The sequence below is a fragment of the Pseudoalteromonas sp. OOF1S-7 genome, assembly GCF_022347765.1.
GTDB lineage: Bacteria > Pseudomonadota > Gammaproteobacteria > Enterobacterales > Alteromonadaceae > Pseudoalteromonas.
In genome coordinates, this window is the sequence record NZ_JAKRFZ010000020.1 from 14,971 (window position 1) to 41,393 (window position 26,423).

General features: G+C 46.5%; 24 protein-coding genes. 7 read left to right on the plus strand and 17 right to left on the minus strand.

Going from position 1 to position 26,423, the window contains the following annotated elements; all coding sequences use genetic code 11:
* Positions 1–58 precede the first annotated feature (58 nt).
* Positions 59–1,930, plus strand: coding sequence for a DUF1800 domain-containing protein (locus MHN33_RS20655; protein ID WP_239400945.1), 1,872 nt, complete (start codon positions 59–61; stop codon positions 1,928–1,930).
* An 11-nt stretch (positions 1,931–1,941) separates the two neighbouring features.
* Positions 1,942–3,294, plus strand: a complete 1,353-nt coding sequence (locus MHN33_RS20660; RefSeq protein ID WP_239400947.1) for a DUF1501 domain-containing protein — start codon at positions 1,942–1,944, stop codon at positions 3,292–3,294.
* Between the two features lie 93 nt (positions 3,295–3,387).
* On the opposite strand, the gene MHN33_RS20665 is transcribed toward MHN33_RS20660, so the two are convergent.
* The 3 genes from MHN33_RS20665 to MHN33_RS20675 form a co-directional block, all read right to left on the minus strand.
* A complete protein-coding gene (locus MHN33_RS20665; RefSeq protein WP_239400949.1) occupies positions 3,388–4,818 on the minus strand; it encodes a glycerophosphodiester phosphodiesterase family protein in 1,431 nt (476 codons plus the stop codon).
* A 145-nt stretch (positions 4,819–4,963) separates the two neighbouring features.
* The gene (locus MHN33_RS20670; protein ID WP_239400951.1) at positions 4,964–6,307 is read right to left on the minus strand and encodes a DUF2254 domain-containing protein; all 1,344 of its coding nucleotides are present in this window, start codon (positions 6,305–6,307) and stop codon (positions 4,964–4,966) included.
* The gene (locus MHN33_RS20675; protein WP_239400953.1) at positions 6,300–6,749 is read right to left on the minus strand and encodes an MgtC/SapB family protein; all 450 of its coding nucleotides are present in this window, start codon (positions 6,747–6,749) and stop codon (positions 6,300–6,302) included. Before MHN33_RS20675 ends, MHN33_RS20670 begins: the two co-directional genes overlap by 8 nt.
* A gap of 132 nt (positions 6,750–6,881) precedes the next feature.
* Between MHN33_RS20675 and MHN33_RS20680 the strand changes: the two genes are divergently transcribed.
* Positions 6,882–7,040 (plus strand): YqaE/Pmp3 family membrane protein, encoded by a 159-nt coding sequence (locus MHN33_RS20680; protein ID WP_046006022.1) that lies wholly within the window; start codon positions 6,882–6,884, stop codon positions 7,038–7,040.
* Between the two features lie 69 nt (positions 7,041–7,109).
* On the opposite strand, the gene MHN33_RS20685 is transcribed toward MHN33_RS20680, so the two are convergent.
* Positions 7,110–7,583 (minus strand): DM13 domain-containing protein, encoded by a 474-nt coding sequence (locus MHN33_RS20685; protein ID WP_046006021.1) that lies wholly within the window; start codon positions 7,581–7,583, stop codon positions 7,110–7,112.
* Positions 7,584–7,750: 167 nt separating this feature from the next.
* Complete coding sequence (locus MHN33_RS20690; RefSeq protein WP_239400955.1) at positions 7,751–8,359, minus strand: TetR/AcrR family transcriptional regulator; 609 nt, start codon at positions 8,357–8,359, stop codon at positions 7,751–7,753.
* Between the two features lie 217 nt (positions 8,360–8,576).
* Between MHN33_RS20690 and MHN33_RS20695 the strand changes: the two genes are divergently transcribed.
* Complete coding sequence (locus tag MHN33_RS20695; protein ID WP_239400957.1) at positions 8,577–9,521, plus strand: endonuclease/exonuclease/phosphatase family protein; 945 nt, start codon at positions 8,577–8,579, stop codon at positions 9,519–9,521.
* 38 nt (positions 9,522–9,559) lie between these two features.
* Here the strand turns inward: MHN33_RS20695 and MHN33_RS20700 are convergent, their stop codons facing one another.
* Together MHN33_RS20700 and MHN33_RS20705 are read right to left on the minus strand one after the other, a co-directional pair.
* A complete protein-coding gene (locus MHN33_RS20700) occupies positions 9,560–10,903 on the minus strand; it encodes a serine hydrolase (protein WP_239400959.1) in 1,344 nt (447 codons plus the stop codon).
* Between the two features lie 63 nt (positions 10,904–10,966).
* Complete coding sequence (locus MHN33_RS20705; protein WP_239400961.1) at positions 10,967–12,394, minus strand: MATE family efflux transporter; 1,428 nt, start codon at positions 12,392–12,394, stop codon at positions 10,967–10,969.
* Positions 12,395–12,868: 474 nt separating this feature from the next.
* Between MHN33_RS20705 and MHN33_RS20710 the strand changes: the two genes are divergently transcribed.
* The gene (locus tag MHN33_RS20710; protein WP_239400963.1) at positions 12,869–14,581 is read left to right on the plus strand and encodes a S8 family serine peptidase; all 1,713 of its coding nucleotides are present in this window, start codon (positions 12,869–12,871) and stop codon (positions 14,579–14,581) included.
* 294 nt (positions 14,582–14,875) lie between these two features.
* Here the strand turns inward: MHN33_RS20710 and MHN33_RS20715 are convergent, their stop codons facing one another.
* Together MHN33_RS20715 and MHN33_RS20720 are read right to left on the minus strand one after the other, a co-directional pair.
* Entirely contained in the window at positions 14,876–15,913 is a 1,038-nt protein-coding gene (locus MHN33_RS20715) for an acyltransferase (protein ID WP_239400965.1), read from the minus strand.
* 57 nt (positions 15,914–15,970) lie between these two features.
* Positions 15,971–16,855 (minus strand): acyl-CoA thioester hydrolase/BAAT C-terminal domain-containing protein, encoded by an 885-nt coding sequence (locus MHN33_RS20720; protein WP_239400967.1) that lies wholly within the window; start codon positions 16,853–16,855, stop codon positions 15,971–15,973.
* Between the two features lie 300 nt (positions 16,856–17,155).
* Here MHN33_RS20720 and MHN33_RS20725 point away from each other — a divergent pair, with 300 nt between their 5' ends.
* Together MHN33_RS20725 and MHN33_RS20730 are read left to right on the plus strand one after the other, a co-directional pair.
* Positions 17,156–18,694 carry a choice-of-anchor A family protein gene (locus MHN33_RS20725; RefSeq protein ID WP_239400969.1) on the plus strand — a complete coding sequence of 513 codons (1,539 nt, stop codon included), beginning with the start codon at positions 17,156–17,158 and terminating at the stop codon, positions 18,692–18,694.
* A 186-nt stretch (positions 18,695–18,880) separates the two neighbouring features.
* The gene (locus tag MHN33_RS20730) at positions 18,881–19,537 is read left to right on the plus strand and encodes a VC0807 family protein (protein WP_239401059.1); all 657 of its coding nucleotides are present in this window, start codon (positions 18,881–18,883) and stop codon (positions 19,535–19,537) included.
* 161 nt (positions 19,538–19,698) lie between these two features.
* Here the strand turns inward: MHN33_RS20730 and MHN33_RS20735 are convergent, their stop codons facing one another.
* From MHN33_RS20735 to MHN33_RS20770, 8 genes are all read right to left on the minus strand, one after another.
* Positions 19,699–20,196, minus strand: a complete 498-nt coding sequence (locus MHN33_RS20735; RefSeq protein ID WP_239400971.1) for a hypothetical protein — start codon at positions 20,194–20,196, stop codon at positions 19,699–19,701.
* A gap of 51 nt (positions 20,197–20,247) precedes the next feature.
* Positions 20,248–20,871 carry a LysE family translocator gene (locus MHN33_RS20740; protein ID WP_239400973.1) on the minus strand — a complete coding sequence of 208 codons (624 nt, stop codon included), beginning with the start codon at positions 20,869–20,871 and terminating at the stop codon, positions 20,248–20,250.
* A gap of 626 nt (positions 20,872–21,497) precedes the next feature.
* Positions 21,498–22,595 carry a hypothetical protein gene (locus MHN33_RS20745; protein WP_239400975.1) on the minus strand — a complete coding sequence of 366 codons (1,098 nt, stop codon included), beginning with the start codon at positions 22,593–22,595 and terminating at the stop codon, positions 21,498–21,500.
* Positions 22,596–22,975: 380 nt separating this feature from the next.
* On the minus strand, positions 22,976–23,386 hold the full coding sequence (locus MHN33_RS20750; protein WP_239400977.1) for a hypothetical protein: 411 nt from the start codon (positions 23,384–23,386) through the stop codon (positions 22,976–22,978).
* 201 nt (positions 23,387–23,587) lie between these two features.
* On the minus strand, positions 23,588–24,061 hold the full coding sequence (locus MHN33_RS20755) for a GNAT family N-acetyltransferase (RefSeq protein ID WP_239400979.1): 474 nt from the start codon (positions 24,059–24,061) through the stop codon (positions 23,588–23,590).
* Between the two features lie 70 nt (positions 24,062–24,131).
* Positions 24,132–24,542, minus strand: a complete 411-nt coding sequence (locus MHN33_RS20760) for a hypothetical protein (RefSeq protein ID WP_239400981.1) — start codon at positions 24,540–24,542, stop codon at positions 24,132–24,134.
* Positions 24,543–24,981: 439 nt separating this feature from the next.
* Positions 24,982–25,827, minus strand: coding sequence for a DUF4365 domain-containing protein (locus MHN33_RS20765; RefSeq protein ID WP_239400983.1), 846 nt, complete (start codon positions 25,825–25,827; stop codon positions 24,982–24,984).
* Between the two features lie 120 nt (positions 25,828–25,947).
* Positions 25,948–26,364, minus strand: coding sequence for a GFA family protein (locus MHN33_RS20770; protein ID WP_239400985.1), 417 nt, complete (start codon positions 26,362–26,364; stop codon positions 25,948–25,950).
* Positions 26,365–26,423 lie beyond the last annotated feature (59 nt).

The window sequence follows — 26,423 nt, forward strand, 5'->3', positions numbered from 1 at the left end:
ACCTTTCCAAGCGGTTTCGCTCTAGACTTAATGCATCCCTAAGTAAGAGAGTGAAACCATGTTTAGACTAACCCCGCTTAACATACTGCTGCTCAGCGTTTGCCTGGGCCTGGCCGGGTGTGGTGGCAGTGATACCAATCACAGCGCCCAGGACAATACAAACAATGACGCAAACCCCACGGCCCCCGTACAACCCGATCCGGGTGGTTCAGGCGGAAATAATTCCGACTCAGATGGTGGCAGCACGGGAGAGGTACCCGACGACACGGTATCCGAAGCCGATCCGACCTTTGCCACCGCCGTCAGTACCTCACGGTTTTTGCAACAGGCCACCTTTGGGACCCGGCCACAGGACTTGGACACACTGACGGGAAAAAGCGCATCAAGCTGGTTTAAAGCACAACTTAAAGTACCGCCCAGCCTGATCATGCCGGTGGTGAGCGAGTTTACCCCACCGCCCACTGCAGAAGATGATTTTAATGCGCTGTACATCGAATCGACCAGTGTCGCCTTCTGGCGCCATGCCATTGCCGGTGAAGACCAGCTGCGTCAGCGCATGGCGTTTGCCCTGTCTGAGCTTTTGGTGGTCTCCAATGCGGGCGGCGAAGAGCTGACCGACATACCAGAGGCCGTCGCCTCGTATCAGGATATCCTGATCCGGCATGCCTTTGGTAACTACCGGGAACTGCTCGAAGCGGTCACCTACTCTCCCGCGATGGGCTTTTACCTCACCTATATGGGCAACCTCAAAGGCGATGAGGTTACCGGCAGAATGCCCGACGAAAACTACGCCCGCGAGTTACTGCAATTGTTCACCATTGGCGTGGTTGCTCTGAACCCGGACGGCACCGAGCAAAAAGATGACAATGGCGCAACAAAAGAGCTTTACACCAACCAGGACATCACCGGACTGGCACGGGTATTTACCGGCCTGGATATGGACTATGACACCTCAGATGCACAGGAAATAAACGAATTTGCGCTGCCCATGGCCGTCTACCCGGAGCATCACAGCGAAAAAAGCAAGACCTTTCTGGGCACCACCATCGCCGCAGGTACAGGACCCAAAGCATCGGTAACACAAGCGCTGGACCATATTTTTGCTCACCCGAATGTGCCGCCGTTTGTGTCAAAGCAGCTGATCCAGCGACTGGTCACGTCTAACCCCTCACCCGCTTACGTCGCTCGCGTTTCCGGGGCTTTCAGCGATGGTCAGGCCACTTTGCCCGATGGTAGCGCTGTGGGAGACGGTCGCCGTGGCGATTTAATCGCAACCCTGGCCGCCATTTTGTTTGACCCAGAAGCCAGAGCAGATGCCACTGAACGCGGCGGCAAGATCCGCGAACCCATAGTACGCTTTACCCAGTGGGCGCGGGCATTCGCGGTCAAAAATATCACCCCCGAGTATCAGGGAATGCTCTGGGATACCCGAGACGCCAGCATGCTGGGCCAGCACCCGTACCGCTCTCCCAGTGTGTTCAATTTCTTCCGCCCGGGTTACACCGCGCCGGGCAGCCTGAGTGCGGCCAGTGGCATGGTGGCGCCCGAGTTGCAGATCACCAACGCCAGCACTATTACCGGCTACGCCAACTTTATGACTTACTATATTACCGGGTTACAGCAGGAAGTGGATGTTGAAGACTTGCAGGCCAGCTATGACGAAGAAAACATTCCGCTCAATGCCGAAAACGCCGTGGAGAGCTTTCTGGCAAGCTACGATGCCGAACAGGCACTTGCGGGCGACCCGGAAGCCTTAATCAATCATCTGGATCTGCTACTCTGCGCCGGACAGCTCAGTGCCACCAGCAAACAGCAGATCACACAAATCTTGCAAACGGTGGCGCAAAACGACGAAGCGGAGCCACTGAGACTGGTGCACCTGGCCGTTTTACTGGTGATGACCTCACCTGATTATTTAGTCCAGAAATAGGAGCAAAGCCCATGAACAGACGTGATTTTATCAAACTCGGTGGTGCCTCCTTAATGGCGTCTTCTATGTTTCGGTTAGGTCAGGCACTGGCAAACAGTCCGGCTCAAGACAGCGATTACAAAGCCCTGGTATGCGTGTTTTTATACGGCGGCATGGACAACCACGACACCATTATTCCTTACGATGACCCCAGTTATACGCAGTGGGCCGGTCACCGACAAAGCTTGCTGGGCAAGTATACGAGACCGCGCACGCAGGCAAATCTGTTACCCATTGCAACGCCGGGTCGATTTGACTCACGCCGTTTCGCTCTGCCCCCGGAGTTAGCCGGGTTGGCAGGCCTGTATCAGCAAAATAAAGTGGCTGTGGTGGGCAACGTCGGGCCCTTGTTGCGCCCGGTGACCGCCAGCATGATTGCCCAGGACACCGCCAGATTGCCGGCCCGCTTGTTCTCACACAACGATCAGCAGTCAACCTGGATGTCCGGTGCTGCCGAGGGCGCTCAATTTGGCTGGGGAGGATTAATGAATGACGCCCTGATGACTCAGGGATTGACGGGCAACACGCCGTTTAATGCCATCACCACCGCCGACGGCGCCCTGTGGCTGACCGGCAAACAAACTGCCCCGTATCATGTCAGTGATGGTCAGGCTGCCACCATAGAGGCACTGGAAGAATTTGACCATCATCCTGAGTTGATTGCTCATTTCAGTAACCAGGCACAGAATGCACAGAGCCTGCTGCAACAGGACCTGACCAATGCCATCAACAGTGCCTATGAGGCAAACAGTCAGTTTAATGCCGCCCAGGCCAACACCACAGTGACCCTGCCAGTGTTTCCCGCCACGGGTTTGGGCAGACAACTGCAAACGGTGGGCAAAAGCATTGCCGCGCGCCAGCAGCTGGGCGCATCAAGGCAGGTTTATGTGGTCGCCATGGGCGGATTCGACACCCATTCGGGACAGGCGCAAAACCTGCCTAAGTTGCAGACCACGCTCGACAGCGCGCTGGTGGCTTTTAATAACGCAATGGAAAGTCTCGGCCTCAGTGAGCAGGTTACCCTGTTTACGGCGTCGGACTTTGGCCGTACGCTGGCGATCAACGGCGATGGTACCGACCATGGCTGGGCGGGGCATCATTTTGTGATGGGCGGCGCAGTCAATGGCGGCACAATCTTTGGCGATATTCCTAAGTCGGAGCTCAACCATGAGCTGGACGCCGGTGGCGGACGCCTTATTCCAACCACCTCAGTGGATCAGTATGCCGCCAGCCTGGGGCAATGGATGGGCCTGGACACAGGCACACTCAACGGTATCTTTCCCAACCTGGTGCACTTCAACGGTCCGCTTTCTTTGTTTAAGTGACATCAAGACTAAACGTTTCTTGTCTTTTAAACACAAAAAAGCCGCAGCTCAGACTGAAAGCTGCGGCCTTTACATTAGATTCAATTTGTCGGATCAGATGCTCGCAGGCATACCCATGCAGCTTGCATAGTAAGTAGTTGTGGCCGGCCAGTCAGAGAATACGCCCATCACACCCACGTCTTTAGCCAGTACGTCCAGTAGCTTAAAGGTGTCGCCGTCGTTATTGATCATGCCATCGCCACGGTGTGCGCCATTAACACTCTGATAGTACCAGCCACCACCTTCTGTAAGATGACCAGAGCGCTCCAGAGTCCAGGTGATGATCCCAAGTCCCGCCTCACGGGCAGCCCTGGCATAGGCCGATGGCACCATTTCACCGTTTTCTTCGGTGACCAGCACCCACATAGGGGGTGCAATGATCTTCACGCCGTCGGCTGCTAACTCGGCCATGGTCGGTACAAGCAATTCAGGATTGTTGACCAGCTGCTGAGCGGTCACGCCCTGCTCGTTCGCCACGTTTTGCGCGTCATAGCGGTCATCCAGATACACGGCCTGCGCACCAAACTCCGGGTTTTGAGCAATCCAGTAGTTGATGTCGTCACGGTTAAATGACTGCGCCCAGACATGCGTAGGGTCAACACCCGCGGCCTTATATTCGTCAATCATCTTCTGTGCATAATCCTGCTGCGTGAAGCCATCGAACGGCATAGTTACGGAAGGCGACTTCAGTTCCGGCGTCATTTTTACGCCCAGCGCTTTAAATAAATCAATACTTTCGGCATGGGTCATCAATGTGCCGCGACTGGCATACAGGTCGGTGCGCCAGTTAGACGTACCATTCATGTACTCCGCCACGGTGGTCCCATTTGGGTTCGATGCATCCATTTTGCCTTCCAGCGTTTTAAATTCCGCCAGAGTAATGTCGCTGGTACAGCACTTAGCCTGCGCCACAACGCCATTCTCAGGGTCAGCCGGTACAAACGGGATTGAACATTTCTCAGCTAAGTCGGTTTCAAGAATGTTGGTGGTGGTGTGCAAGTCGCACTGAGAGTGGCGGCACACCAGTTCTTTGTCCTTGGTGAAGGTCACGTCACATTCCAAAATACCCGCGCCCATTTTGGCCGCCGCCAGGTAAGACTCTTTGGTGTGTTCAGGGAACTGCATTGGCGCACCACGGTGACCAATCGAGAAGTCGGTTTTGTAAAACGGGCCATTTGCACATTGGGCCAGTTTGTCTTTCAGCTCACCTTCATCCATATCCTGTACCAGAAAATCCGGACGCGTACCCACTTGCATGTTGTTGGCACCACCAGCCGGTACTTCAACAACCACTGGTACTTCTACTGTTTTGATTTCCGTCACTGTGTCGGTGACGACCACCGTTTTTTCGACTTCCACCACCTGAGTTTTGGTGTCTGTGGTCACGACCGCTTTTTCTACCTCAACCACTTCAGTGTTGTCATCATCACAGCCAGTTAACAGCAAAGCCGCAATAACAGCAGAGAGATACGTTATTTTTTTCATTGTTATTCCTAAGTTTACGCCAAAAGAAAACGTTTTTATTGTTAAGGAAAACAACCATAGAGCGGCTCTATTACCGAAGTGGGAACAGTGGATGATCGTTTTATTACTGCCCGCTTTTACCTATGTGCATTGTCAGCACCGTGGTTCAGGCTAACCCCTTGAGCAGCTGCTCAGCGTATTCGGGATCTGTGCTCTGCACCTCTTTCAGGGCGCTGATAATTTTTGCTTTATCAAATTGGTTATCTAACGCTGCGCTGGCATCACACACAATAGACTGCATGTACAGGAACAACACCTCCTGCTTCTGGGGATCATCAACAGATATCAGTACCCTGTGCACCGAGCGGATCAGCTTGCACACCACAAACACATCACTTTTAGCATAGGACTTTATCTGTACCAGATTATCGAAAACGATACGTTCAAAGGAAGGTTCACAACAAAACATGGCAGGCTGTTCACCGTCTTCATCGCCGATGCTGGTATAGCCTGCCAGGGGTAATGCGCGGATCAGCAACACACATAATATGTCGATGGCTTTTGCAGCGGTGCCCGGGTCATTGATCCCCGGGCTGAGCGCCTTCACCGCGATTTCTGAGATTTGTTTGAGTCCATAGCTGTAGTGATCGCTCACGTATTCTTCGACATAGAAAATGATGCAGGCATTGATCTCCTGATACAGTTCATCCTGTGTGCTAATGTCTTCATTACACAGCAAAATGGTTTGCCCTTTAAAAACAAAATCAGATTGGGCAATGGTGATGTACAAAGTCAGGTTGTGCTTTTTTACCACCTTAAGCAACCTGGATTTATCCATGCCTTTGTAATAGCCATCGGACAAGCTGGTCAGGGGATACCAGTGGCTCACATCTGGTAAATTGTACACTTTGCTCTGTGCCTGCTGTGTAATCACTTCGGTAATGCCCTGCTTGGTTTTACGGAACAAACGGTCGAGTACATTGTCGACCTGTACCTCACGCGAAATAGAGTGAATAAAATACACGAATAAAATCAGTGAGACTAACCCCATCAACAGCGCAAACAAGATCCCCAGAGAGGGGATCTTGGCCACATCAGAGACAGATCCTTGCTTATCCACATTGATCAACATAATCGTTGAAAAGATGATCGTGCCCAGATAGCAGCCCAGTACCAGCTGGTGCGGTTTTCTGGTAACCAATCCGGGGATCAAACGCGGCGATAGATTTGAGCCCGCAGTATTGAGTACCACCATCACCATCGAAAAACTAAATACGGTAAGAGAAATAACACTGCCTATTAGCACCGTCAGTATTGCTCTGGCATTTTCTTCTGTGTCCACCAGGAAAAAGGCTATGCGTGCTTTTAAAGCCTGGGTAAGACTCAGATACTCTACAGAAATAAAAGCAAACGACAAAACCATAAAGATGACAACCAAAAGCGCCGGGTAAAATCCGATGCTATTGATCACCCTAAGGTATACGCCTCTAAGCTGAATGGACTCAAACATGATCACTCCCCTGAACAGGCTGCGCTTTTACTTTGTAATGCTCGAGTAACTTAAAGACACAATAGCTGGTCAGACTCAGCACAATGGCAATTTCGTAACGGCTGTAGGCTACGGAGATCCCGATTGCCCCGGTCAACCAAATCCCTGCGGCCGTTGCCGTCCCTTCTATGTGACGGTCGCATTTGTAAATCGCCCCACCACCGATAAAACCAATTCCGGTGATCACGCCATAGACTACTCTAGCCTGGGCATCGCCCTGCTCAAAAACATCAATACCAACCAGTACAAAGGCGCAGCACGCAATGGTGACGAGTGGAAAAGTTCTGAGCCCGGCACTGTCTGACTTTTTTTCACGATTTACGGCCATGGGCAAAGTCAGTATAAACGCCACGCCTATCTTAAAAAGATGATAGATAATTAGATCAAAATCTACGCCCGACATATCTGCTCGCTTATCCGTTACTGGGTCCTTGCAAAGTAAGGAGCAATTTTCAGTCCACCCTGTAACTGGTATAAGTCCTGCTTAAGTCAGGTGGCCAATCGCATACTGCTTCATTCAATATTAGGAGGAATTATGGATATTCTCAGAGTGATTATTGCAATCCTGCTGCCGCCACTGGGTGTATTTTTGCAAGTGGGTCTGGGCGCATCATTTTGGCTCAACTTGCTTCTGACGCTATTGGGCTATTTCCCGGGCGTGCTTCATGCAGTCTGGGTGATTGCGAAAAAGTAACAATTCAAATGGGAAAAGTTTACGCTGGAACGAGTAAACTTTTCCCGGCTTTTATTCAACAAAAGCAGTCTACTGATACTGTGCCGCCGTAATAAACTCGCCAAAAGCTTCGCACCAGACAATCACCGTATTGTAATCTGCCGGATTGATTTGCTCAGGTACATCAACCACAAAGTTACTAAAGGTTTTAATGTCGCCCACCTCCACCATGCTGGCTTTGAGACGATTAAATTCCGCCTCAGTTTCAACAAACTGAGGTGACAAATACAAACGATAGTCGGGTCCCGGGGCAAGCTCGCCGAGCAAGGTGATGTGATCTTTGCTGATAGACACCATACCCTCACCCCAGTGCAATGCATCGCTGTCTTGCAGAGATTTGCGAAATTGTGCTGAGAAGTCGGCCCCCAGAGAGGCCGCCATAACAGCCCCCTCATTCGGCGCTGGGGGCGCTGTTAAAATAGGCAGCATATATACGCCGCCCGCAAAGCCGGCAAAGCCAACCAGGCCGTGTGTAATTATGAGAGTGAGCGCGCGTAATGTCATTATGTCTTTTCCTTAATGGCAGATGAGCTAAAGTGTAGTACAACTGGGCGCACACCCGGATAATACACAAGGTGTTTTGACTGGAATGCTTAATGGGCTTAGACAAACTGGTTACATCCCTTCTGTCTTTGGCTCTGTGCAAACTACCAATACAGGCGCTTATGTAATTAAGCTCGGTAATAGGCCAAAAAGAAGGCCACGGTTTCAGCTGCGAGCGTGTCTATTTGGTCACTGTTCAGCACGGGCTGTTGATGCAAAATCTGCGGCCAGAACGCTTGCCCCTTCAGCAAGCTGATCAGCTGCGCATGTGCCACCTGAGGGTCGGCCTGACGCAGGCGGTCTTGCGACATGGCCTGTTTGATCCAGCGGATCAACGCTGTTTCCTGGTCAAAAAACTCGCTCATTTCAGCCGTAAAAATATCGGGGTTAAACAGACAATACCCGATTGCAACACGGATGAGCTCCTGCAAATTTTGGTTACTCAGAAAATCCAACTCATTTTTAAGTAACGCTGTCAGCTGTGTGTCCAGTGCAATGTCAGCATCATATTGGATATCACACGTGAGTATGTTCTGTTGCCAGATCTCTTTAATGATATGCGTCACTAACTGCTCTTTGCTCTCAAAGTGATTGTAAACGGTGCGCTTTGAAACCTGAGCTGTTTCGGCAATTTTGTCCATGCTGGTATCACTGACACCATATTGCTGAAAGGCGCTCAGGGCACCATCAATAATAGCCTGGCGTTTCAGCATGCTGCGGGTAACTTTAACGGTCATTGTGCTGGTTCATATTATCTCACTGTCCTTTGGGTATTTTTGCACTAACCAGTTTACTTTTCAATAAAGCGCTGTTTGTGCTCAGGCTAAAACCATTAACAGCTAAGTTAACGTCATTTTGAGTACATTCAACACAAAAGCGCCCGGCACTATCATCAAATGGCAATAATCTTGATACACTATATCACTATTGCAATTTTATGAATTTAGACGCTTTATGACTCCCTCAATTCTAAAACCTGCTGCGGCATTGTGTGCACTGCTTTGTACAGCACCTGCACTGTCGCATTCTCATCAGGAACAGACAACATCGAAACAAACACTGCGCGTTGCCACCTGGAATATTGAACACCTTTCTGCATCAGGCAACACAGGTTGTAAACCCAGAAGTACTAAAGACATCCATGCCCTTAAACAGTATGCACAGTCCCTCAATGCCGATATTGTCGCACTACAGGAAGTCGCTTCTGCCGAAGCGCTTCGTCAGGTGTTCAGCGAACAACACTGGCAGATTGTGATGTCGGACAGGGCCGACAGCAAAACGTATACCTGTCGTAAAAGTGGTAATAAGTCGACACAGCAAAAAATCGCCTTTGTGGTCAAAAAGCCGCTGAGCATTGATAAAACAGTTCAGCACAGCGCTTTTTCAGCTGTGAAACCCGGGCTCAGAAACGCTCTGGAGATCCAGCTGACTTATCAGGGTGAGGTGCTACACCTTTTGAATGTTCACCTCAAGAGCGGCTGTTTTGTCGATGACTACCAGCGTTCGGACAAGGAAGCATGTAAACTGCTCTCACAGCAGGTCCCCATTTTAGATAACTGGGTAGAGGAAAAAGCCAAAGCAAAAGCAGACTTTATTGTTTTAGGCGACTTTAATCACCGCCTGACGGCCCCATACAACCGCCTCAGCCGGGATTTGTATTTTCCGCAGGGCGCGGCAAATGCACAGCCTAACAATGTAGACAAGGCGCCAGTATTTAACGCCAACCAGATGCTGACCGGTTGCCACCCCTACTACCCGGCGCCTATCGACCATATTCTTGTTGCCAAAACCATGCAAGACCATTATCAGTCGGGCAGTGCTCAGTTCCACTATTTTGCCGATATGGACCCAGACAAAATGCTGGCAGATCACTGCGCCTTGAGTATCGACCTAAAATAACATGGCATTGACGGGCCAGGTCCGCCTGGCTCAATAACCTACTTTTCCAGTTGTTCTATTAAATCAACCACAGACTGAAATACTCGCCTGTTTGCCAGTCCTATGTGTTTATTTACGGCCGAGCCATAGGCACCAAAACGAGCCACAACAAGTTGCTTTGAAGGTATGATCACCACATATTGCCCCCGGTGACCGCGCAATGACACTGTGTCTTTGGGCAACTTTGGCATCAACCAGCCCATATCATTGAGCCATAACTGACCACCATAGTGTTTGGCAACACCGGGAGACATCATTACGTCAACAACCCAACTGCGCGGCACGACTTGTTGGCCCTGCCAACTGCCCTGCTCAATAAACAACTGACCTATCTTAAGCCAGTCGTGCACGCTAAGAAACATCCGAGCCCCGCCCCTTAAGTTCCCGGCTTCATCATACTCAGCAATGGCATTATTGATCCCCAGCGGCTTAAATAGCCCGTCATGATAAAGGTTGAGCAGAGACTGCAAGTCACCACCTGACGCTGTTTTTAGTGCATCACTTAACAGTTGAGTAGTCCCGGTAGAATATTCAAACCGACTTCCCGGTTCATACTCATTAGGCAATTGAGTAACATACTGAACTGAGTCAGGCGTGTGATACCACATAGGAGCCAAATCCTGATAGCCATGAATATCGGCCGTTTCAGACCATTTTATGCCTGAACTCATATGCATCAGGTTTGCGATTGTCATAGAATGCGAACCAGCCACAACATCTTGATCTAAAGCCAGTTTACCCTGTTGAACCAAAATACCTGTCAACAGACCTGTCAGCGTCTTAGCCATTGACCAGCTCAGCATCCGTGTATCACCATCATGGTGTTCATCGTAGTGCTCAGCCACCAACTTCCCCTGATACATGACAGCCACAGCAAACGTATTATCACTGTGTGCGTAATTACTCGTGTTATGAGCGAAAAAACCATCCAGAGACACATCCCGACGAATAGCTTGCTCTAGCGGGGTACTGGGAGTAGGTACAGGTAAGTTAACATGCTTAATTTGTGCGTGTAGTTGCTCAGGGGTCATGTCAAACAAGAGGGTACAACCTAAGCCAGCCCGAAAAACAGATGTTCTTGTCATTATGGTGCCATCAACCTGCGCACTCACACTCACCGTCTTTAGCTTTGTATCAACGCCAATCTCAGGCCTGTCAGGTAGTGCCGCCAACGCCTCCGGAACCACATTTTTAGTAATAAATTCAATGGGTTCATTAGAAATAAAATGTCTGGAGCACAGTTGATTGGCGCTGTAACCCAGTAACTCCTGAGGATCAGATTGACATCCTGATAACAGTGCAGCAGATATAATGGCCGCGGCACTCATGGAAAGGTGTTTCATAGTTATCCTTACATAGCGTTTTTAATTACTGCTATGACGAATAACTAATCAATAAATAAACGACTATGACATAGTGAGCACCTGTGGTCTGCGCTGCACATTCAATGCCCTAAACAACAACCAGGCCCCCACCAAAAAATTAGCCAGTGCCAGTGCCCAGACAATGCCCTGAAACCCATTCAGCTGAGCGCCAATATAAGCACCTGGCAATGAACACACAAACAAGCGCACTAAGGTCACATTCAGCGCCAGAGCACTTCGGCCAATCGCGTTACAGCAACTCACATACAGCATAACGCCTGCGAGCGCCGCATAGGACACAGGTAAAATACACATGGCCAGCTCAATGGACTGACTAACAAAAGACTGTTTACAGAACCCCACCCCCAGCATGTCTGCGCCCCAAAATAGCGCTAGCGCGATAACACCTTGCCAAACCAGACAAGCGGCCAGTGCCTGTTTGATCCCCCTGCGCACCCGCAGTGATTTATTCGCCGCCCAGTTTTGACCAACAAAGATAGGTAATGACGTGGTCAGCACCATGGGTAGCAACAAGGCAAGTGGCTCTATTCGCATCACCACGCCAAAGGCAGCAACCGCATCACTGCCCTGCGAGGCCACAATCATCATCAATAGCGACTGGGCCAGTGGCGTGAGCAGCTGCATAGCCACAACTGGCACAAACAGCCTGAACAAGCGGCGAAATGCCTGCCGACTGCGTTGTGATAGTAAGCGCACTTTGAGCGAAATATTTTCTTTGATACGCAATAAATAGAGCGCATATAAGCTGGCACTCACCGCCGCAATAACGTGTGCAACGCCAAGGCGCTCCAAGCTGCTGAGCGATAACGCGGATTGTGCCCAGGGTGTGAACAAACCGGCGCTAATAACAATTTGCAATCCGGCAAAAGTAACCAGCAACTGCGCCGCACCGCGCATATTGCCAAATGCCCGCAGCACCCCAAACACCACCATCACAATAAAGAAGAACACGACGGCGCCCAGGCGATACTGCATATAACGCTCAAGCGTCGGCCAGACTTGCTCTCGCGCAGCAAATTCGGCAAACCCAAGTAAAGTCAACAGAGGCTGTAAACCCAGCCAGATGACAGCCGCAAGCGTGGCGCCGACCAGTACCGTAAAAATCAGACTAACCGCTGCCAGCTGCTCTACCTCTTTTGCCTGCGTCAGTCGGGTAGCCACGACAATACCCAGGCCAATGGCAAAAGCGAACAAGGTCGCCTGAATAGGTAAGGTAAAACTCATCGCCGTCAGCTCTTCAACCCCTAAACGCGAGGCAAAATAGAGTTCAATCAAGTCCGCGCTGAATAAGGCCAGGATCGCCCACAGCATAGGTAAGGTCAGCTGCTTTAAAACCGCGCTGGTGGAGCCGGTTAAGATCCAGCGCTTGCGCACCGCCCGCTTTCTTTGTTTATCACACACCTGGAGCGGTTCGCCCAGGCTCAATGCCGGTGAATTATCAGATCCCATAGTGGGTGGTTTACTCCCTGAATAACGCGATTTTTAATCGATAATGAGTCTCTTCGACAGCTCTATCACCAAGTTGCCTTTATTCCTGACCCGGATACAGGACAAGAGTTCACAAAAATATCGAAGAATTCGATTAACGGACAAGATTGGGGGATGAATGGGCCAATGTCGCGCACCGAACCTGAATCACAAACAACCAACCTTACAACCAGCTGATTAATAAGTTTTTTATACTTTCACTGTACAGCATTAGCACACTATTGACATATGGCCTTACCGGTATTTCAAGCATGTATAATTTAATAAGTATTTATGAACTTTCGTATGCCCGCTGTGCTGCGTAATTTCTTCAACTTACCTTAATGTTCCGATATTATACTATGGTCCTGCTTGTTCCAGATTGCGGCAATTCACTAAGCCTCTGAACTTGCACAAAGGAAACACACTTTAATCAGAAAAATATTAAGGATATGTATGTATAAAAAATTATGTGTGGTTGCGCTTTCTTGTCTTTTTACGACGCAAGCCATTGCTGTACAGGAGTCCGATAGCATAACGCTATCTCCTCAGCTCAATAAAAGCTACCAGACACTAAAGTCTAAAACGCAACAAGGAAAACAAGTAAGTGTGATAGCCAGGTTAAAACCATCACAAGAATCAACCTACGTCTATCGTTCTGCAGAATTCGCAAAACAAGCTCAGATGCAACCTCGTATCTCAGAAGCGAGTTCAGAACTACAAATGCTCGGCGTCAACGTTAACAGAAGCTTTTCTCGCTGGGGATATATCACAATGGAAGTCAGCGACATCGAACTGGATGCAGTGATGAGCAGCGGACTGTTCGACATGGTTTCAGAAAACATCCCCTTAACGGCAAATATTGCCGAATCATCGCAACACATAAACGCACCCCAGACTTTTGACATGGGTTATACTGGCGCAGGTCAGACGGTGGTTATATTTGATTCAGGCATTGAGGTTGACCACCCTTTTCTGGGCGGCCGGGTTATTCAGGAAGCATGTTTTTCATCAAATACCCCTAACCACAACACTAGTTTATGTCCTAACGGTGCCACCTCGCTAGTGGGGCCAGGCGCTGCGAGCTTTTGTGAAAATAGAGACCTCGACGTTTGTCGCCATGGCACACATGTTGCCGGTATAGCTGCAGGCGACTTTAGCGTTTCAATTCGTGGCATTGCACCTGATGCGAATATCGTGGGCGTACAAGTGTTCACTCAAATTGAAGATACAGCTACCTGTGGCAACGAAAATCCATGCATGAGCGCCTACTCCAGCGAACTATTGGCTGCATTTAACTGGGTCTTAGATGAGATTGAACGCGGCGCTTTAAACAATGTCGCTGCGCTCAACCTCAGCCTGGGCGGCGGCGAGTTCGATACCGCGTGTGATGATGACATACTTGCACAACCAATTGAGGATTTGCGCAGGATGGGGATTGCAACAGTTATCGCGGCAGGTAATGAATACTTAAATCGCGCAGTAAGTTATCCTGGATGTATCAGTGATGCAATTACAGTCGGCGGCACATTACGCACAGACGATAGCCTGATCATCGTCAGGGATCCTGCTGGCAATATTCGTTGGGGAACCAATATGTCAGAACAGGTCGACTTACTTGCACCAGGGTTAAATATTACATCGTCTGTGCCAGGTCCAGCCTTTGCTTCATCGTCTGGCACGTCAATGTCTGCCCCCCATGTTGCAGGCGCGATTGCCGTTCTCAAACAGATCAATCCAGATGCCAGTGTAGCTCGTATCCAGCAGGTGCTAGAGCTAACGGGCGTGAACGTAACAGACGAGCGTAATAACATCACTCGTCCCAGAATTGATCTGCACGCCGCCGCTTTGTCTTTAGAAGCGAAACCAATCGCGGCACTGGACCAGCCCTCCTATTCAGTCAAGGTAGGAACTCAACACACATTTACCGCAAATTCATCGTCTGATCCCAATGGTCGGACACTCAGCTATGGCTGGGACTTTGATGGCGATGGTGTAGTCGATGAGGAAACCAGCAGTCCCGTAGTCCAGCATACATATCACAATATGGGCAGCTATCAGCTGCAGCTAACGGTGAGTAATAACGAAAAATCCCAGACCACACAAGCCAGTGTGACAGCCTATGACCCTGTTATAATTTCTATCATTGTTAACTCAATTTTAGATTAATACCAATGTGCCTAATTAAGAGTTCTATTTTAAGGCGAGTAAATAGGGTCGATAACACCGCTCACGCGTCCAGCTATCGCTGAGGTACCTACACCCCATGTAGACGAGGCAAATTTTGCTATTTAATTGCTTTAAATAGCAAAATTTTAACGCCGTTAGTGTCATATTTACGCCTTCAAATTGAACAAGGTATTAAATGAAATTGGTATAAGTCGCAGACACAAGAACCAGCTTGTGTCTGCAAGCTCCTGTACTAATAATTCACTGCTCGCATATAACCAGGCCCCCGGGCTCTTAATTCAGACATCCCCGTCGCTCGGCTGTACACGCGTACCGCGCTCCTCTGATATACCTGGCAAGAGGTTTTTCTATACAAACAAAAGACACACATGCAATCGCAGAACTCAATGCAAATGAAACAATAAGTTTAACCTCAACAGCCCAGTCAAACTGATGAATAAAAGTGATCACAGGCATGTGCAACAAGTACAGGGAATATGAGATCTTACCGAAGAAGTCCCCAACCTTGTTAGCCAGCAGGATATTGTTATTGGGTACAAGGAACACCACACAGAAAAACATGGTGCTCATTACCAGCAACACCTCGTAACTCAGCCACATGCGGTTTTTGGCGTCCGATGTAACGGGCGACAATTCAGGATACATCAGGGGAATTAAACACAGTACAAACACAAACCGGTGTTTTTTCAGATACGGTGGAATTATCAGGGTGTTGTAATGCAGCCCAAATAGCACGCCAATAAAGAAATATGGCAAACTGCGCAGCACTGTGAACTGGTTATAAGGTACACCGTAAATGTCGCCATAGATACGTGGAAAATTAGTAAAAAACAATAGCAACAGACACCCGACGATCAGCAGGTAGATATAGCCGCGCCTGTTTGCTGCGAGCGACCATAACAGCACAAATAAAATGTAAAACTGCACTTCGGGCGGTATAGACCAGAGCACGCTGTCGCCAAATAAAAACAAAAAATGCGCCAGCAGAGCTTGGTGATCGGGAATATGATAGAGTAAATCGCTCCCTGTCAGGGTCAGCGCATAAGAGCCTAATACCACCAGCAAATAAAGCGGCATTACACGTGCAAAGCGTGCCACAAGATAAAGCTTCACACCATGAGGGGTATAGTCTTTGTCCAGATATAGATACGACATCAAAAAGCCGCTCAGCAGGAAAAATAGCATGACTCCGTATGCCCCGGCCCCCCCTCCCAGCGCGCCGTCCAGCCACTGTGTGATATCACTGAAATGTGTTACAAACACGATTATCGAAGCAAGGCCCCTCAGTGAATTGAGTTTTCTGATCTCCATAATCCGCACTATCCTAACTTATATTCTGGCTAAACGAATGATTGAATTGACACGCAACTACTCTGAGCTGATGCTGCGACAGCGAGGTTTGAAATGCTGATCTAAAAACGCGACTACCTCATCATGATAATCACGCTGCGGTTGAATATGATTCCCTCCGTGCACCACTATATGCCGAACAGGATAGCGAAACCCTTTGCGTGACAATCTGTCGACCACAGCATTCGACATCTCTGTTGAAGGCCACACCGGATCTAGCTCCCCCGATACAAGCAATACCGGTCCGGCGATGTTTTCTACGGCAATTGTAGCCTTGTTCACAGCCTCTGAGTCTTCAAGTGTGACCTCATATGCACGTCTAAAATCTCCAACCAGCATGTGTGGTACTGCTTTGACTGGAACCGTAACATAAGGTACAGGCGCTTCGTTAAAATTAAAAGAAGGCGTACGGCCATCAGCCCCAATCGAGATACTGCTGAACGAAACATGAGTGCCAGCCAGAGAGACTGCAGCATCGATATCTGAATACCGAGATGCCAAAGCAAGGGCAAGCTCCGCGCCTTTGGAGCCTCCCATGACCGCAACACAATTTGCATTGATTTGGGGCAGCGCCTGTACTGCTTTGATCTCCTCATAAATAGCATCAAGGGAGATCCTATCTAACTCTGCAGGTAAACCCGGCATGTCAAAATAACCAATTGAGAGCATTGCATAACCATGTTCCAAATACTGCGCCCGCTCTTCAACAGAACGTTCAGAAGCCATCCCATTCCCACCTTCACTACCACCAAAATACACCAGCAAAGGCTGATTTTTGATATCAGATGCAAATAACTGGGGATCTGTTTTGCCATAGTGTTTTGGCAATGTTTCGATATCAAAGGTGAGTTGTGCATACAGAATATACACCAAGGGAATAGAAATTATACAAACTAGTAACATGGACAAGAACTTAATCGATCTTTTCACCTGTAAAACCTGTTTATGGGTGGGTTGTGCTCGGACTATACTCAAAATGAACAATAACCACCATGCTCAATGTATATAAACTGTAACAAATTGAGTAATAATGACATTAAATCTTACACCCGGCAACATATACTCTTTCTTACTTGATATACCTTCGACCATAGAAAAGAAGAAAAATAGAGACAAATTAGTATAAAAGAACTAGAATAGGCGAATTTTTGACAAGGCAGCTGCGCAAAAGCACATGTGCAGGCCTAACTCGTGGAGAACTTAATGAAGAAAAAGCTGTTCGCAAGCGCATTAGTTGCTTGTGCATTTTCGGTGAACGCGTCATCGGCGCATGACCTGGATAAAGGCTATGCCGCATTGGTATTTGATGACTTTTATTCAACATCAGGGAATGCACTGGGTGCCGTGTTCGCAGGCGATGACGTCAGCCTCAATGGCTATTCTATCGGGTATGGCCATAACAGTGCGCTGAATGCACATTATCTGGTTGCTGGTGGGGACATTCAGTATATTAATGGTCGACAGTATGTTGGTAACATCATTGCAGGTGGCCAGACAGATAAGGTAAGCGACGCCGTGCGTTTAGGTCTGGAAACTGGTGCCCGGGTAATAGCCAACGCAACCTCACTGCCTGTCGATTTTGCCGATGCTCAGTCTGATATGCTGGCTCTGTCTGCAAGCCTGGCTGACTTGTCACAAACTGGTGAAACCCTCAAACAATGGGGCGGCCTTTACCTGACCGGCGACAATACCAGCGAGCTGCAAGTATTTAACTTATCTGGGCAAGACGTTCAGTCTAGCCATACGTTTGATGTGTCGGGTATTCCGGACAACGCCACTCTTGTGTTCAATATCTCAGGTAGTGAAGCGAATTTTGCGCCACTAAATAACAAAAGCTACGCAACATTGAGCGCCCACAGGCAGCGTACTATTTTTAACTTTCCTGATGCGACAACGCTTAACCTGGCTGGCTTGCAAACTGAAGGTGTGATTTTAGCACCCAAAGCAGATATCACTGCGCCACACGGCACCGCGACCATGCCGGTCGTCGCAAACAGCTTCACGGGCTCCATGGAATTGCGCGGTGGTACTTTCATTGGTCAGCTGCCAAATGACAGCGCTGTATGTAATGGCGGCTTATATGCCATTAACTATTACGGTGATACCGAACAGGGCTATGTTCATCAGATAGACCTGAGTTCAGGCCAGTCGGATAAAGTGATCAACCTGAACAACACGGCATCAAATATTGCAGCACATAACGGTAAACTGTATTTCATTGATCAGCAGAGTTCCAAAACCCGTGCTTCACATATTTACAGCTACGACCTGACCACACAAACACAAACACTGGAATCGGTCACCGATGGCTATAAAATCATTCGCCTTGCCTATGATATCTCGGGCGACGTACTGAAGGCTACCAGCCGTACTTATGCTTATGACTACGATGTCAGCACAGGTGAAAAGCACGTACTGGGTAAAATGAAGGCTGTTAACGAAGACTTCAAGAACGGTGATATTGCCTACTCAGCTGACGGTAACACTCTTTACGTACTCACCGGCACAGCTTTGTATACTGCAGACGCAAACCTGGAGCTGACGCTGATCGGCAAACACGGGGTTAATTGGGCATCCGGTCTGGCTGTCTCACCAGAAGGTACCTTGTATGTATCGGGTCGCGAACGTAATGCCGATGCCGCAATCTACGAGCTTGACCCGCAAACGGCTCAAGCAACTAAACTATTCCATGTTTCACACCGCGTGAATGACCTGACATGGGTGAAGAGTTTCTGTAACTAACCTTTAGTGGCAGACAAGGTAAAAAAGAAACTGCCAGGTGCAGCTTCTTTTTTACCGAATACTCGCTCTGAGCCCAGAGTTGCCCTTCCCCCCCGGTTTGCCGTAAACTCAGGCCATTCGTTGATTAGAACTACAGGGGACAAAGTGTCGTCGTCCAATAAGAAACAAAGTGGCTTTTTCAGCCAAATGATTTTTAATATTATTATTCCGGTGGTTATCCTGACTAAGTTTTCAGGGGAGCAGCATTTGGGTCCGGCACTCGGCGTTGTGGTCGCGCTTGCCTTTCCGCTGGGGTTTGGACTTTGGGAGCGCAAGAACACGGGTAAGTTCAGTTTTATTTCTGGTCTGGGTATTGTCTCTGTATTGCTCACAGGCGGGATCAGTCTGCTGGAGCTGGATGCCAAATACATCGCTATCAAAGAAGCACTGATCCCCGGTCTTATTGGCATTGGGATTATCATCAGCCAATACACTAAGTACCCCTTGCTGAAAACCCTGATGTTCAACGATACCGTAATGGACATTGAAGGTATAGAAAAGGCATTGGCCGACAAGGGCAATAGCGATAAACTCAACAAGGTCCAGCTGGTCGCCTCTAAAATCCTCGCCAGTGCGTTTTTCTTATCTTCTGCTCTGAATTATATTCTGGCTAAAATGATAGTGGTCAGCCCCGCGGGTACAGAAGCCTATAATAATGAACTGGGCCGCATGACCGCACTGAGCTATCCGGTGATCATGGTACCCACCATGATTGTTTTTTTTATCGCACTGTATTACCTACTGAACTCGTTGAAAAAGCTCACCGGGCTTAAGCTTGAAGAGATGTTTCACGATCAAGAGTGATCACCGCTTTACCTGGTGTTTCACAAAACATGTGCACGGGATGCTGACTAATGGCATCCCTTTTTTGATCTCACTGATCTTGCTGTCTGCTGTGTGAGCCGGCATATCTGCATGTTTCGCTTCCTCGATTTCTCAGGCCCTGCAATAACCACCAAGTTCCGTTAAGAATCATGTTTACGGATCTCCAGAGCCCAGTCTTGCCACGACATCGTTCTGCCTGGAAAAACAACGTTATTAAAGGGCCAGCTCGCCTGTAGCCAGGACTGAACACTTAGATACAGTACTTCATCAAGTTCCTGACTATCTGCTCGGATCCACAAGTAGACCTCACAGTCATATCGGGGAGAGCGGCTGGGATCAATATACACAGAACCCAGACACCTGCTCAGCATACAGTCAAAAATGCTGTAGGCAAACGCCGCTCGGGAGTCGAATTCATGCCTATGTACTTTCAGACTTCTTGTACTTTCTTCCAGCGTCATATCGGCTCTTGGCCAGTCAAACTCAGGGCCGAAGATCCCCTGCAAACTTTGCTGGCTCGACATGACTGCCTCGTAATCAGGCTCGGCGACGCGGGTGTCCAATACCCTGAAGTGGAAATGTTCGGTTACATGACTGACAGGGGGTTCAAATGACTCCGGAATAAAACACTTATTCATCTGTATATCCTACACTCAGCTGAGAAAAACCGCTGGATTATCCGTTACGTATTACCTGGAAGTGGTGGCAAGGAAACACCCTGCCCCAATAAAGGATGAGCCAAACAGTTTGCCCAGCCACGTACCCGAGTTTGCATTTTGTGTTTTATATTTCGCACTTTGAGCCATCAAAGCATAACTACATAAACACATCACAGACAAAGACATAAAGCTAAAAACAAGTACAGAAAATTGAACGACTAACGGCACTGAAACATCAATAAACTGAGGGAAGAGTGCTGTGGTAAATACAATCGCCTTGGGGTTGGTAAGCGCGACAAGTACACCCTGACAGTACAAATTGAGCACGTGACTATTGGAGCGGTTAGAGTCATGAACGTCTACTGTCCCTAGCCCATGCCGCCAAAGTTTTACGCCTAAATATATCAGGTATAGCGCGCCCAATACTTTTATGACCGTAAAGGCCACAGCAGAATGGAGCACAATCGTACTCAAGCCAAGGACAGACAACCCGGACATGGCAAATAAACCTGTGACATTGCCCAGTACAGTAAACAGCGACTTTTTAAAACCAAAGGTTAAGCTGTGCACAGACACCAGCAAAGCTGCGGGCCCAGGCGTTGCGGTCGCCAATAATGCGATTGAACAAAAGGTTATCCAACTTTCAAATTGCACTCAATTCTCCTTGTAAGTGATAGCCCGGATAGGAAACAAAAACCCCACTTACCAAACATTGATTATTCACGCTTATTGACAAGCAGGCACCTCAATTCTCACTCTAACACATATCAGTCAGTGTTGAACAAAAGTTGCGCGCATTCAAAGCTATCAGAGATTAAAACTTCAACCAGTCTGATACAGCTAGACTGGATATGAAGGTATCCGTCATTTTTTCTTGGCGCCTTAGCTCACCGAAGCCAATTTGCGTCATGAGTTAGTAAATAGTTCTGTAGGTTCAGAAAACATAACCGTAAAGGGAAAGTCGAGAAAATAGCAAATTAAACCACGGCATAAAACATTGAAATTAATAATTAAATTTATTTCTAGAACCTAATTCAAGAAATAAAAATATCATTTTCGCATTGATTTTCCCATAAAGAAACCAGAGTTTCACCACTTCAGGGATAGATCTGGCGCATGTAAACCAATCACAATTAAAAACTCAAAATTACCAAACCAAAGAGTCGTATACAGTCTAGACACCTATAAAAATCCTTCATAAAGTAATCTTAAAAAGCAACATAAGCCATCATTTACTTTACCCAGGAATATTTCTTTATTTAAACCAGATAAATATCACTTCACTCGCTTTTTGGCTTACCAAATATAACAGACAAATCTACAGAAATTGTCTTATTCTTATTCAAAGGCTGAATTCGATCAACACTCACAAAACCATTAAAAAGCTTATACTTTTCAACTTTACCTTTGCTTTCAACGCTATCTAGCAAAATAGCTCTTTCACTTTCCAAATCATTAATTTTATTCAACTGTTTTGAGTTAACTCCTGCGTAGTAGGAGATTATATCATCTTTTATTCTTATCTTTCTTTTGAAATCCTCAACCTGTTGCTTAATTGATTTGATAAAGTAACGTTGCTCTCTAGTGCAACCATGATCGCTATAGCACACATCAATATAAGGTAACTGTATATATTGATAAAATATTCTTTCTATATTTTCAAATAAGTCAGGCTCTTTACGACAGGAAACCAAAAGCTTTGTTGACTCACCATCAATTTCGGTCCGCACATCTGCATCAAGGCTTAGATTGGAGAGTAATTCACCAAACCATTGTAAATACTGTGTACATAACACATTATAGCCTTTGGGAAATTTAAACGTACTAACAAAGATGTCTTCAATGCTTTTATCGACATAATTAAGACAAATATAGCTGTCAATGTCTTTAATCGAATTGAGGTTACAGCGTAAACAGTCAAAAATATTATTGTAAACACTGGAAGGTTCACCTCCTAAAGATATATTGAGTTGTTTATGAAAAATTCGATGTTCAATGTAAAAATTTTCACCTAACCCTAACCCATCAATTTCATCTAAAAAATGACCAAAATTCCCAGTAGTGAGCCTATCTAAAGCATAGTTTATTTCATAATTAATTGACACTTCCCCCCCATTGATCTCGACCAGAACACTTCGTTCAAGACAATCCACCTCTTGAACAATTTCACCTTCATATACAAATGAATCTGGGAAAAATCTCAAAGGAAGATTAAATAAACACTCCAAATCCCGTGCACCTAACGCCTTTTCACCTTCTGAAAAAACTTTGAAATCATCACCTTTATTCGCAACACGACTATAAACGACTCTCCCATCCAAAATAATCGAATATTCATCACGATTCTCATCAAATTCTGAAACAATAAATTCCATCATTGCACTTAACCTTTTCTTTCATATCAAACTTAAAGCAAAAATTTAAAAACTAAATTCATAGTCAAGCTTCATCCCCAAGCCTAAAAACTTGGCAATTCCAATTAAATAAAAGAAAACTCCAAATACTACTTAAATCAAACCGCCTCAGAAAAAACTTGTTAAATATAAAACAAAATATAATTACTGTTTTTATATCTTTTCCCGCCGAGTGGAACATAATTATCTAACTATTCTCGGAGTCACTTTAATTACCATGATGGATTAGCCTAAATAGAAAAAACGTCGTTAAAAACATGAAATTGTTAATACCCCACTAAAAGCCGAAATCTTTTCCGTCGGACAATCAACTCCTGAGCGTGCTCTGTCACCTTTATTCGATGCTATAAGGCTGCGGCACAGCTTTGATCATCGAATTCATATTCGTATACGGCGTGGACGCTTTCCAGCAAGACTTTATTCTCACCTGACACTCTAAAGTCTATGTTATATTTTGCGAGTATTAGGAGCAGCGCTTCACAATTTTTGAGATTCTCTGGCTTTGGTAAAGCTTGCATGTCCATAATCGCCTGCACAGGACTGGCTGACTTACTCTTCTTTAACTTCATAGCAAGGCTCGGCCCTGGTGGCAGATCTGATTTCTTTACCGGTGTTCCTGTAACTGTAATCTTCTGGTTCGCGTGTTGCTGTGTTACTGATTTCTCGGCGACAGGCTTATTTGAGCACGCAGCCAGGAAAAACGGGAGTATCACAATGGATAGGCTTTTAAGTCTGGCTCTAACTATAATATTCATCTTATTTATTCCGTTTTTAACAGGTTTACTGATTTCCGTCAGGCATACTGTCACTTTCTCTCTCGTTATTAGTAATCCCGCAGGGGCTTCGGGCATTATCAAGCAAGATAAAAACCAACACAATGATCGCGCCAATGACCGGCAAAGTCCATACAATGATTGACAGAGAAAGTTTTGAAATAACTCCAAACCTTCATAAATTTAGGCCAGCACTTGCCTCATTTTACGGCCACCAACGGCTATCAAGCCGTTTTTTTGGTAAAACTTTAAAGTTCGCTCAAACTCAGGTAGAGGTGGCGTACACAATTCGATGCATGACCACTCATGCTCTTTCCCGTATCTGTTAACTTGTTCGAGTAACTTTGCGCCTAACCCGGCTTTTCTGAATTCAGGCACAACATAAAACTCCTGGATAACACCAATTTTACCACCCGCATATAAGGCATACGTTTCTGTTATCGTGGCAATTGCAACCGGATGGTGCTCATGCATGCCAATTATTGCTGAATACTTACCATCAATAATTAGCTTTCTACATCTTTGGCTGGTTTCCCTGAGATCAATGTTAAAATGTTGAGCCTTTGTCTTTTCACAAATTTCAGTGGTAAGCGCCACGACCAAAGTGCTTATTATTGCTGAGTCTTCTGGTTTTGCTTCTCTAAACTCGAATTCCATAATTAAACTCGATTATTCCTGGCGTCGCACATCCATGACGCAGCTCTGCCGCGCCCGTCGCATGCATTTGCTATATATTTACAGATATTACCCCTGCAACAAACAAAATTGTTGCAATGAGCACTCCATTAAAGGGCGTTTTAAACCAATACTTTTTAGCAAGTATTAAATAGGACAACCCCACAACTACAGGTAGATACAAAAACCAGATTGAGTGTTGGATCACCTCAAAATGAAAAACAGTAAGGGGAATATAAATTCCTGCGAATATCATCGCTCCCAGGCTGTGGCTCGCATTGAACCCGACCCACGCATTCCATATCGTGGTTTGTCTCGTAAGTAGTGGTGATGTGCTTTTCATCGATTCTTTAACAGAGGGATCAACCGTATCGAACCTGTTGGTGAAGAACGTGAACAACAAATGAATCGTGCCTAAAACTCCAAATATCAGGGCGCCGGAAACAATAAAAACCTTTGCCATTAGCAGTTACTCCTTAAACATATAATGCCTTATAAGGCGTGAAATGTTTGGCTAAAACTAACCACTAAAGGAGCAAAAGCCAAACAGTATGAAAACGTGCTTTAGCTTATATGAATACGTAAATAAATCAAAGTATTAACATTGGCGAGACACAAGTTTGCTAACCGCTCATTACTTTCAGTCCGTTCAATTGAAACACTTTTCCGGCACAATCGTTTAATGCGCTACAACCGGCAAGCTTGGCATATACTGTTGCGGTGCAATCAAGCCCGCTCGGTCAAAACCAGTAATCTTGCAGCTTATAAGCGCTTTGCTGCGAGAAATTGTGACTGTTAAAGGTGATAATGGCCGAGTCAAAGTGACGCTAAACCTACCTGGTGATACTCACCAGGTCAGAACTGTTTTTGTTGAATTCAAATATGGTCTCTTATCAATCAATTCAATATTCGGGGTATTTTTCTTCAAATATACTGTATAAGGTCCGGTTTGTACCTGAGACCATCCATTGCTTTCGGATCTCAAAACCATAATCGACATCAATATCTTTAACGACACCGATAAAACAAGATATATACATTTTCACAACATTAAATTTATATTTAGTGTTAGCATATTGAGTTGAAAGGTTTTTAACTTCCGTTCCATATGCATATTCAATAGCATCGAATTTACCAAAGAAGCTGTCAAAGCGTGAGATGTAATCTTCTAAATCACAAAGATCTATTTGCAGAGATACAGGATCTGCTTCAATCTCACCATCGACAAGAAACTTGCTACTTAACGTGTCACACTCGATATTAAAGTTGATACACATTGCATCTAGCACTGAAGCTTGCTTCATGTATATCAGACTCTTAAACTTGGCTTTGTCAGTGACATCAATCTCATTGTCAGGTGAAAAGGAAATTTGTACTTTCCCACTCGCGTTAGACTTTGCTTTATCAATATAACCAGAAATACTTCCGTCGTTGATTAACTTCCAATATATTTTGGGTTCTTCATCTAAAGTAATTGACACCAGAATGACAGGATCTTCAATCGAAGCCCAATACTCAAGGTTATTAAGTTTAACCTGAACATTGGGCTCATTACCCTGGCTGGTTTTCACCTGAGCACCGATAAACATCCCCAGTGAATGATTTTTTTCGTCAAAGAGTTCAATTTGAGCATCAATTCCTACATCAATGTCCAAAAGTCTACAGGGCCATCCAAAGAAATTACAAATCCAGTATGAGAAATAAAATTCACCAGCTTTGCCATGGGATGCTTTAATATCAAACTTCATTATTATCCTACTTCATATATTGTCAGCGTGTTGGGGTTGACCTGCACAAACCGATTAACCTAAGCAAATAATAAGATCATGGGTAATCGCGACATTCTACACAATGTGCTTTAAGTTTGGTCACACCTTATGTGCAAAGTAAGCCATGATCTCTTCTGTGGTCATTTCCTTTGTCTCGTTGGCAAAACAATAGTAGGGCGGGCGCATATCACTAAAATACTGCATATCCATCTCCAACCCGGCCAGATTTGGAAATAAACCCACCGGCATATTGTACTCACCTGTTTCTTTGAACTTAAAAAATAGGTGTGTACCACACTCAATACAGAAACCACGTGAAGCCCAGGAAGACGACTCGTACATTTTGACCTTATCTTCCCCCTCCAGTGTCACGTCAGTACCACATTTCAAAGCAAAGAAAGGCGCACCACCCCAGGTTCGACAAGACTGACAGTGGCAAACCGTAAACTTAGGATTAATGTTTTGTGCCGTAATTTTCACGGCACCACACAGGCAATTAGCCTCTGAGCAGGACATGGAATAACTCCTTTTTTAAATACATATAACGCCGAATACAAACAGCGGAAAATAACAGG

Coding starts and splice junctions, on each gene's coding strand:
- MHN33_RS20760 (WP_239400981.1), bottom strand. CDS start 24,542: ATGGCAAAGGTTTTTATTGTTTCCGGCGCCCTGATATTTGGAGTTTTA.
- MHN33_RS20660 (WP_239400947.1), top strand. CDS start 1,942: ATGAACAGACGTGATTTTATCAAACTCGGTGGTGCCTCCTTAATGGCG.
- MHN33_RS20675 (WP_239400953.1), bottom strand. CDS start 6,749: ATGTCGGGCGTAGATTTTGATCTAATTATCTATCATCTTTTTAAGATA.
- MHN33_RS20710 (WP_239400963.1), top strand. CDS start 12,869: ATGTATAAAAAATTATGTGTGGTTGCGCTTTCTTGTCTTTTTACGACG.
- MHN33_RS20765 (WP_239400983.1), bottom strand. CDS start 25,827: ATGAAGTTTGATATTAAAGCATCCCATGGCAAAGCTGGTGAATTTTAT.
- MHN33_RS20730 (WP_239401059.1), top strand. CDS start 18,881: ATGATTTTTAATATTATTATTCCGGTGGTTATCCTGACTAAGTTTTCA.
- MHN33_RS20655 (WP_239400945.1), top strand. CDS start 59: ATGTTTAGACTAACCCCGCTTAACATACTGCTGCTCAGCGTTTGCCTG.
- MHN33_RS20680 (WP_046006022.1), top strand. CDS start 6,882: ATGGATATTCTCAGAGTGATTATTGCAATCCTGCTGCCGCCACTGGGT.
- MHN33_RS20690 (WP_239400955.1), bottom strand. CDS start 8,359: ATGACCGTTAAAGTTACCCGCAGCATGCTGAAACGCCAGGCTATTATT.
- MHN33_RS20745 (WP_239400975.1), bottom strand. CDS start 22,595: ATGATGGAATTTATTGTTTCAGAATTTGATGAGAATCGTGATGAATAT.
- MHN33_RS20665 (WP_239400949.1), bottom strand. CDS start 4,818: ATGAAAAAAATAACGTATCTCTCTGCTGTTATTGCGGCTTTGCTGTTA.
- MHN33_RS20685 (WP_046006021.1), bottom strand. CDS start 7,583: ATGACATTACGCGCGCTCACTCTCATAATTACACACGGCCTGGTTGGC.
- MHN33_RS20695 (WP_239400957.1), top strand. CDS start 8,577: ATGACTCCCTCAATTCTAAAACCTGCTGCGGCATTGTGTGCACTGCTT.
- MHN33_RS20735 (WP_239400971.1), bottom strand. CDS start 20,196: ATGAATAAGTGTTTTATTCCGGAGTCATTTGAACCCCCTGTCAGTCAT.
- MHN33_RS20705 (WP_239400961.1), bottom strand. CDS start 12,394: ATGGGATCTGATAATTCACCGGCATTGAGCCTGGGCGAACCGCTCCAG.
- MHN33_RS20720 (WP_239400967.1), bottom strand. CDS start 16,855: ATGTTACTAGTTTGTATAATTTCTATTCCCTTGGTGTATATTCTGTAT.
- MHN33_RS20770 (WP_239400985.1), bottom strand. CDS start 26,364: ATGTCCTGCTCAGAGGCTAATTGCCTGTGTGGTGCCGTGAAAATTACG.
- MHN33_RS20670 (WP_239400951.1), bottom strand. CDS start 6,307: ATGTTTGAGTCCATTCAGCTTAGAGGCGTATACCTTAGGGTGATCAAT.
- MHN33_RS20715 (WP_239400965.1), bottom strand. CDS start 15,913: ATGGAGATCAGAAAACTCAATTCACTGAGGGGCCTTGCTTCGATAATC.
- MHN33_RS20725 (WP_239400969.1), top strand. CDS start 17,156: ATGAAGAAAAAGCTGTTCGCAAGCGCATTAGTTGCTTGTGCATTTTCG.
- MHN33_RS20755 (WP_239400979.1), bottom strand. CDS start 24,061: ATGGAATTCGAGTTTAGAGAAGCAAAACCAGAAGACTCAGCAATAATA.
- MHN33_RS20750 (WP_239400977.1), bottom strand. CDS start 23,386: ATGAATATTATAGTTAGAGCCAGACTTAAAAGCCTATCCATTGTGATA.
- MHN33_RS20700 (WP_239400959.1), bottom strand. CDS start 10,903: ATGAAACACCTTTCCATGAGTGCCGCGGCCATTATATCTGCTGCACTG.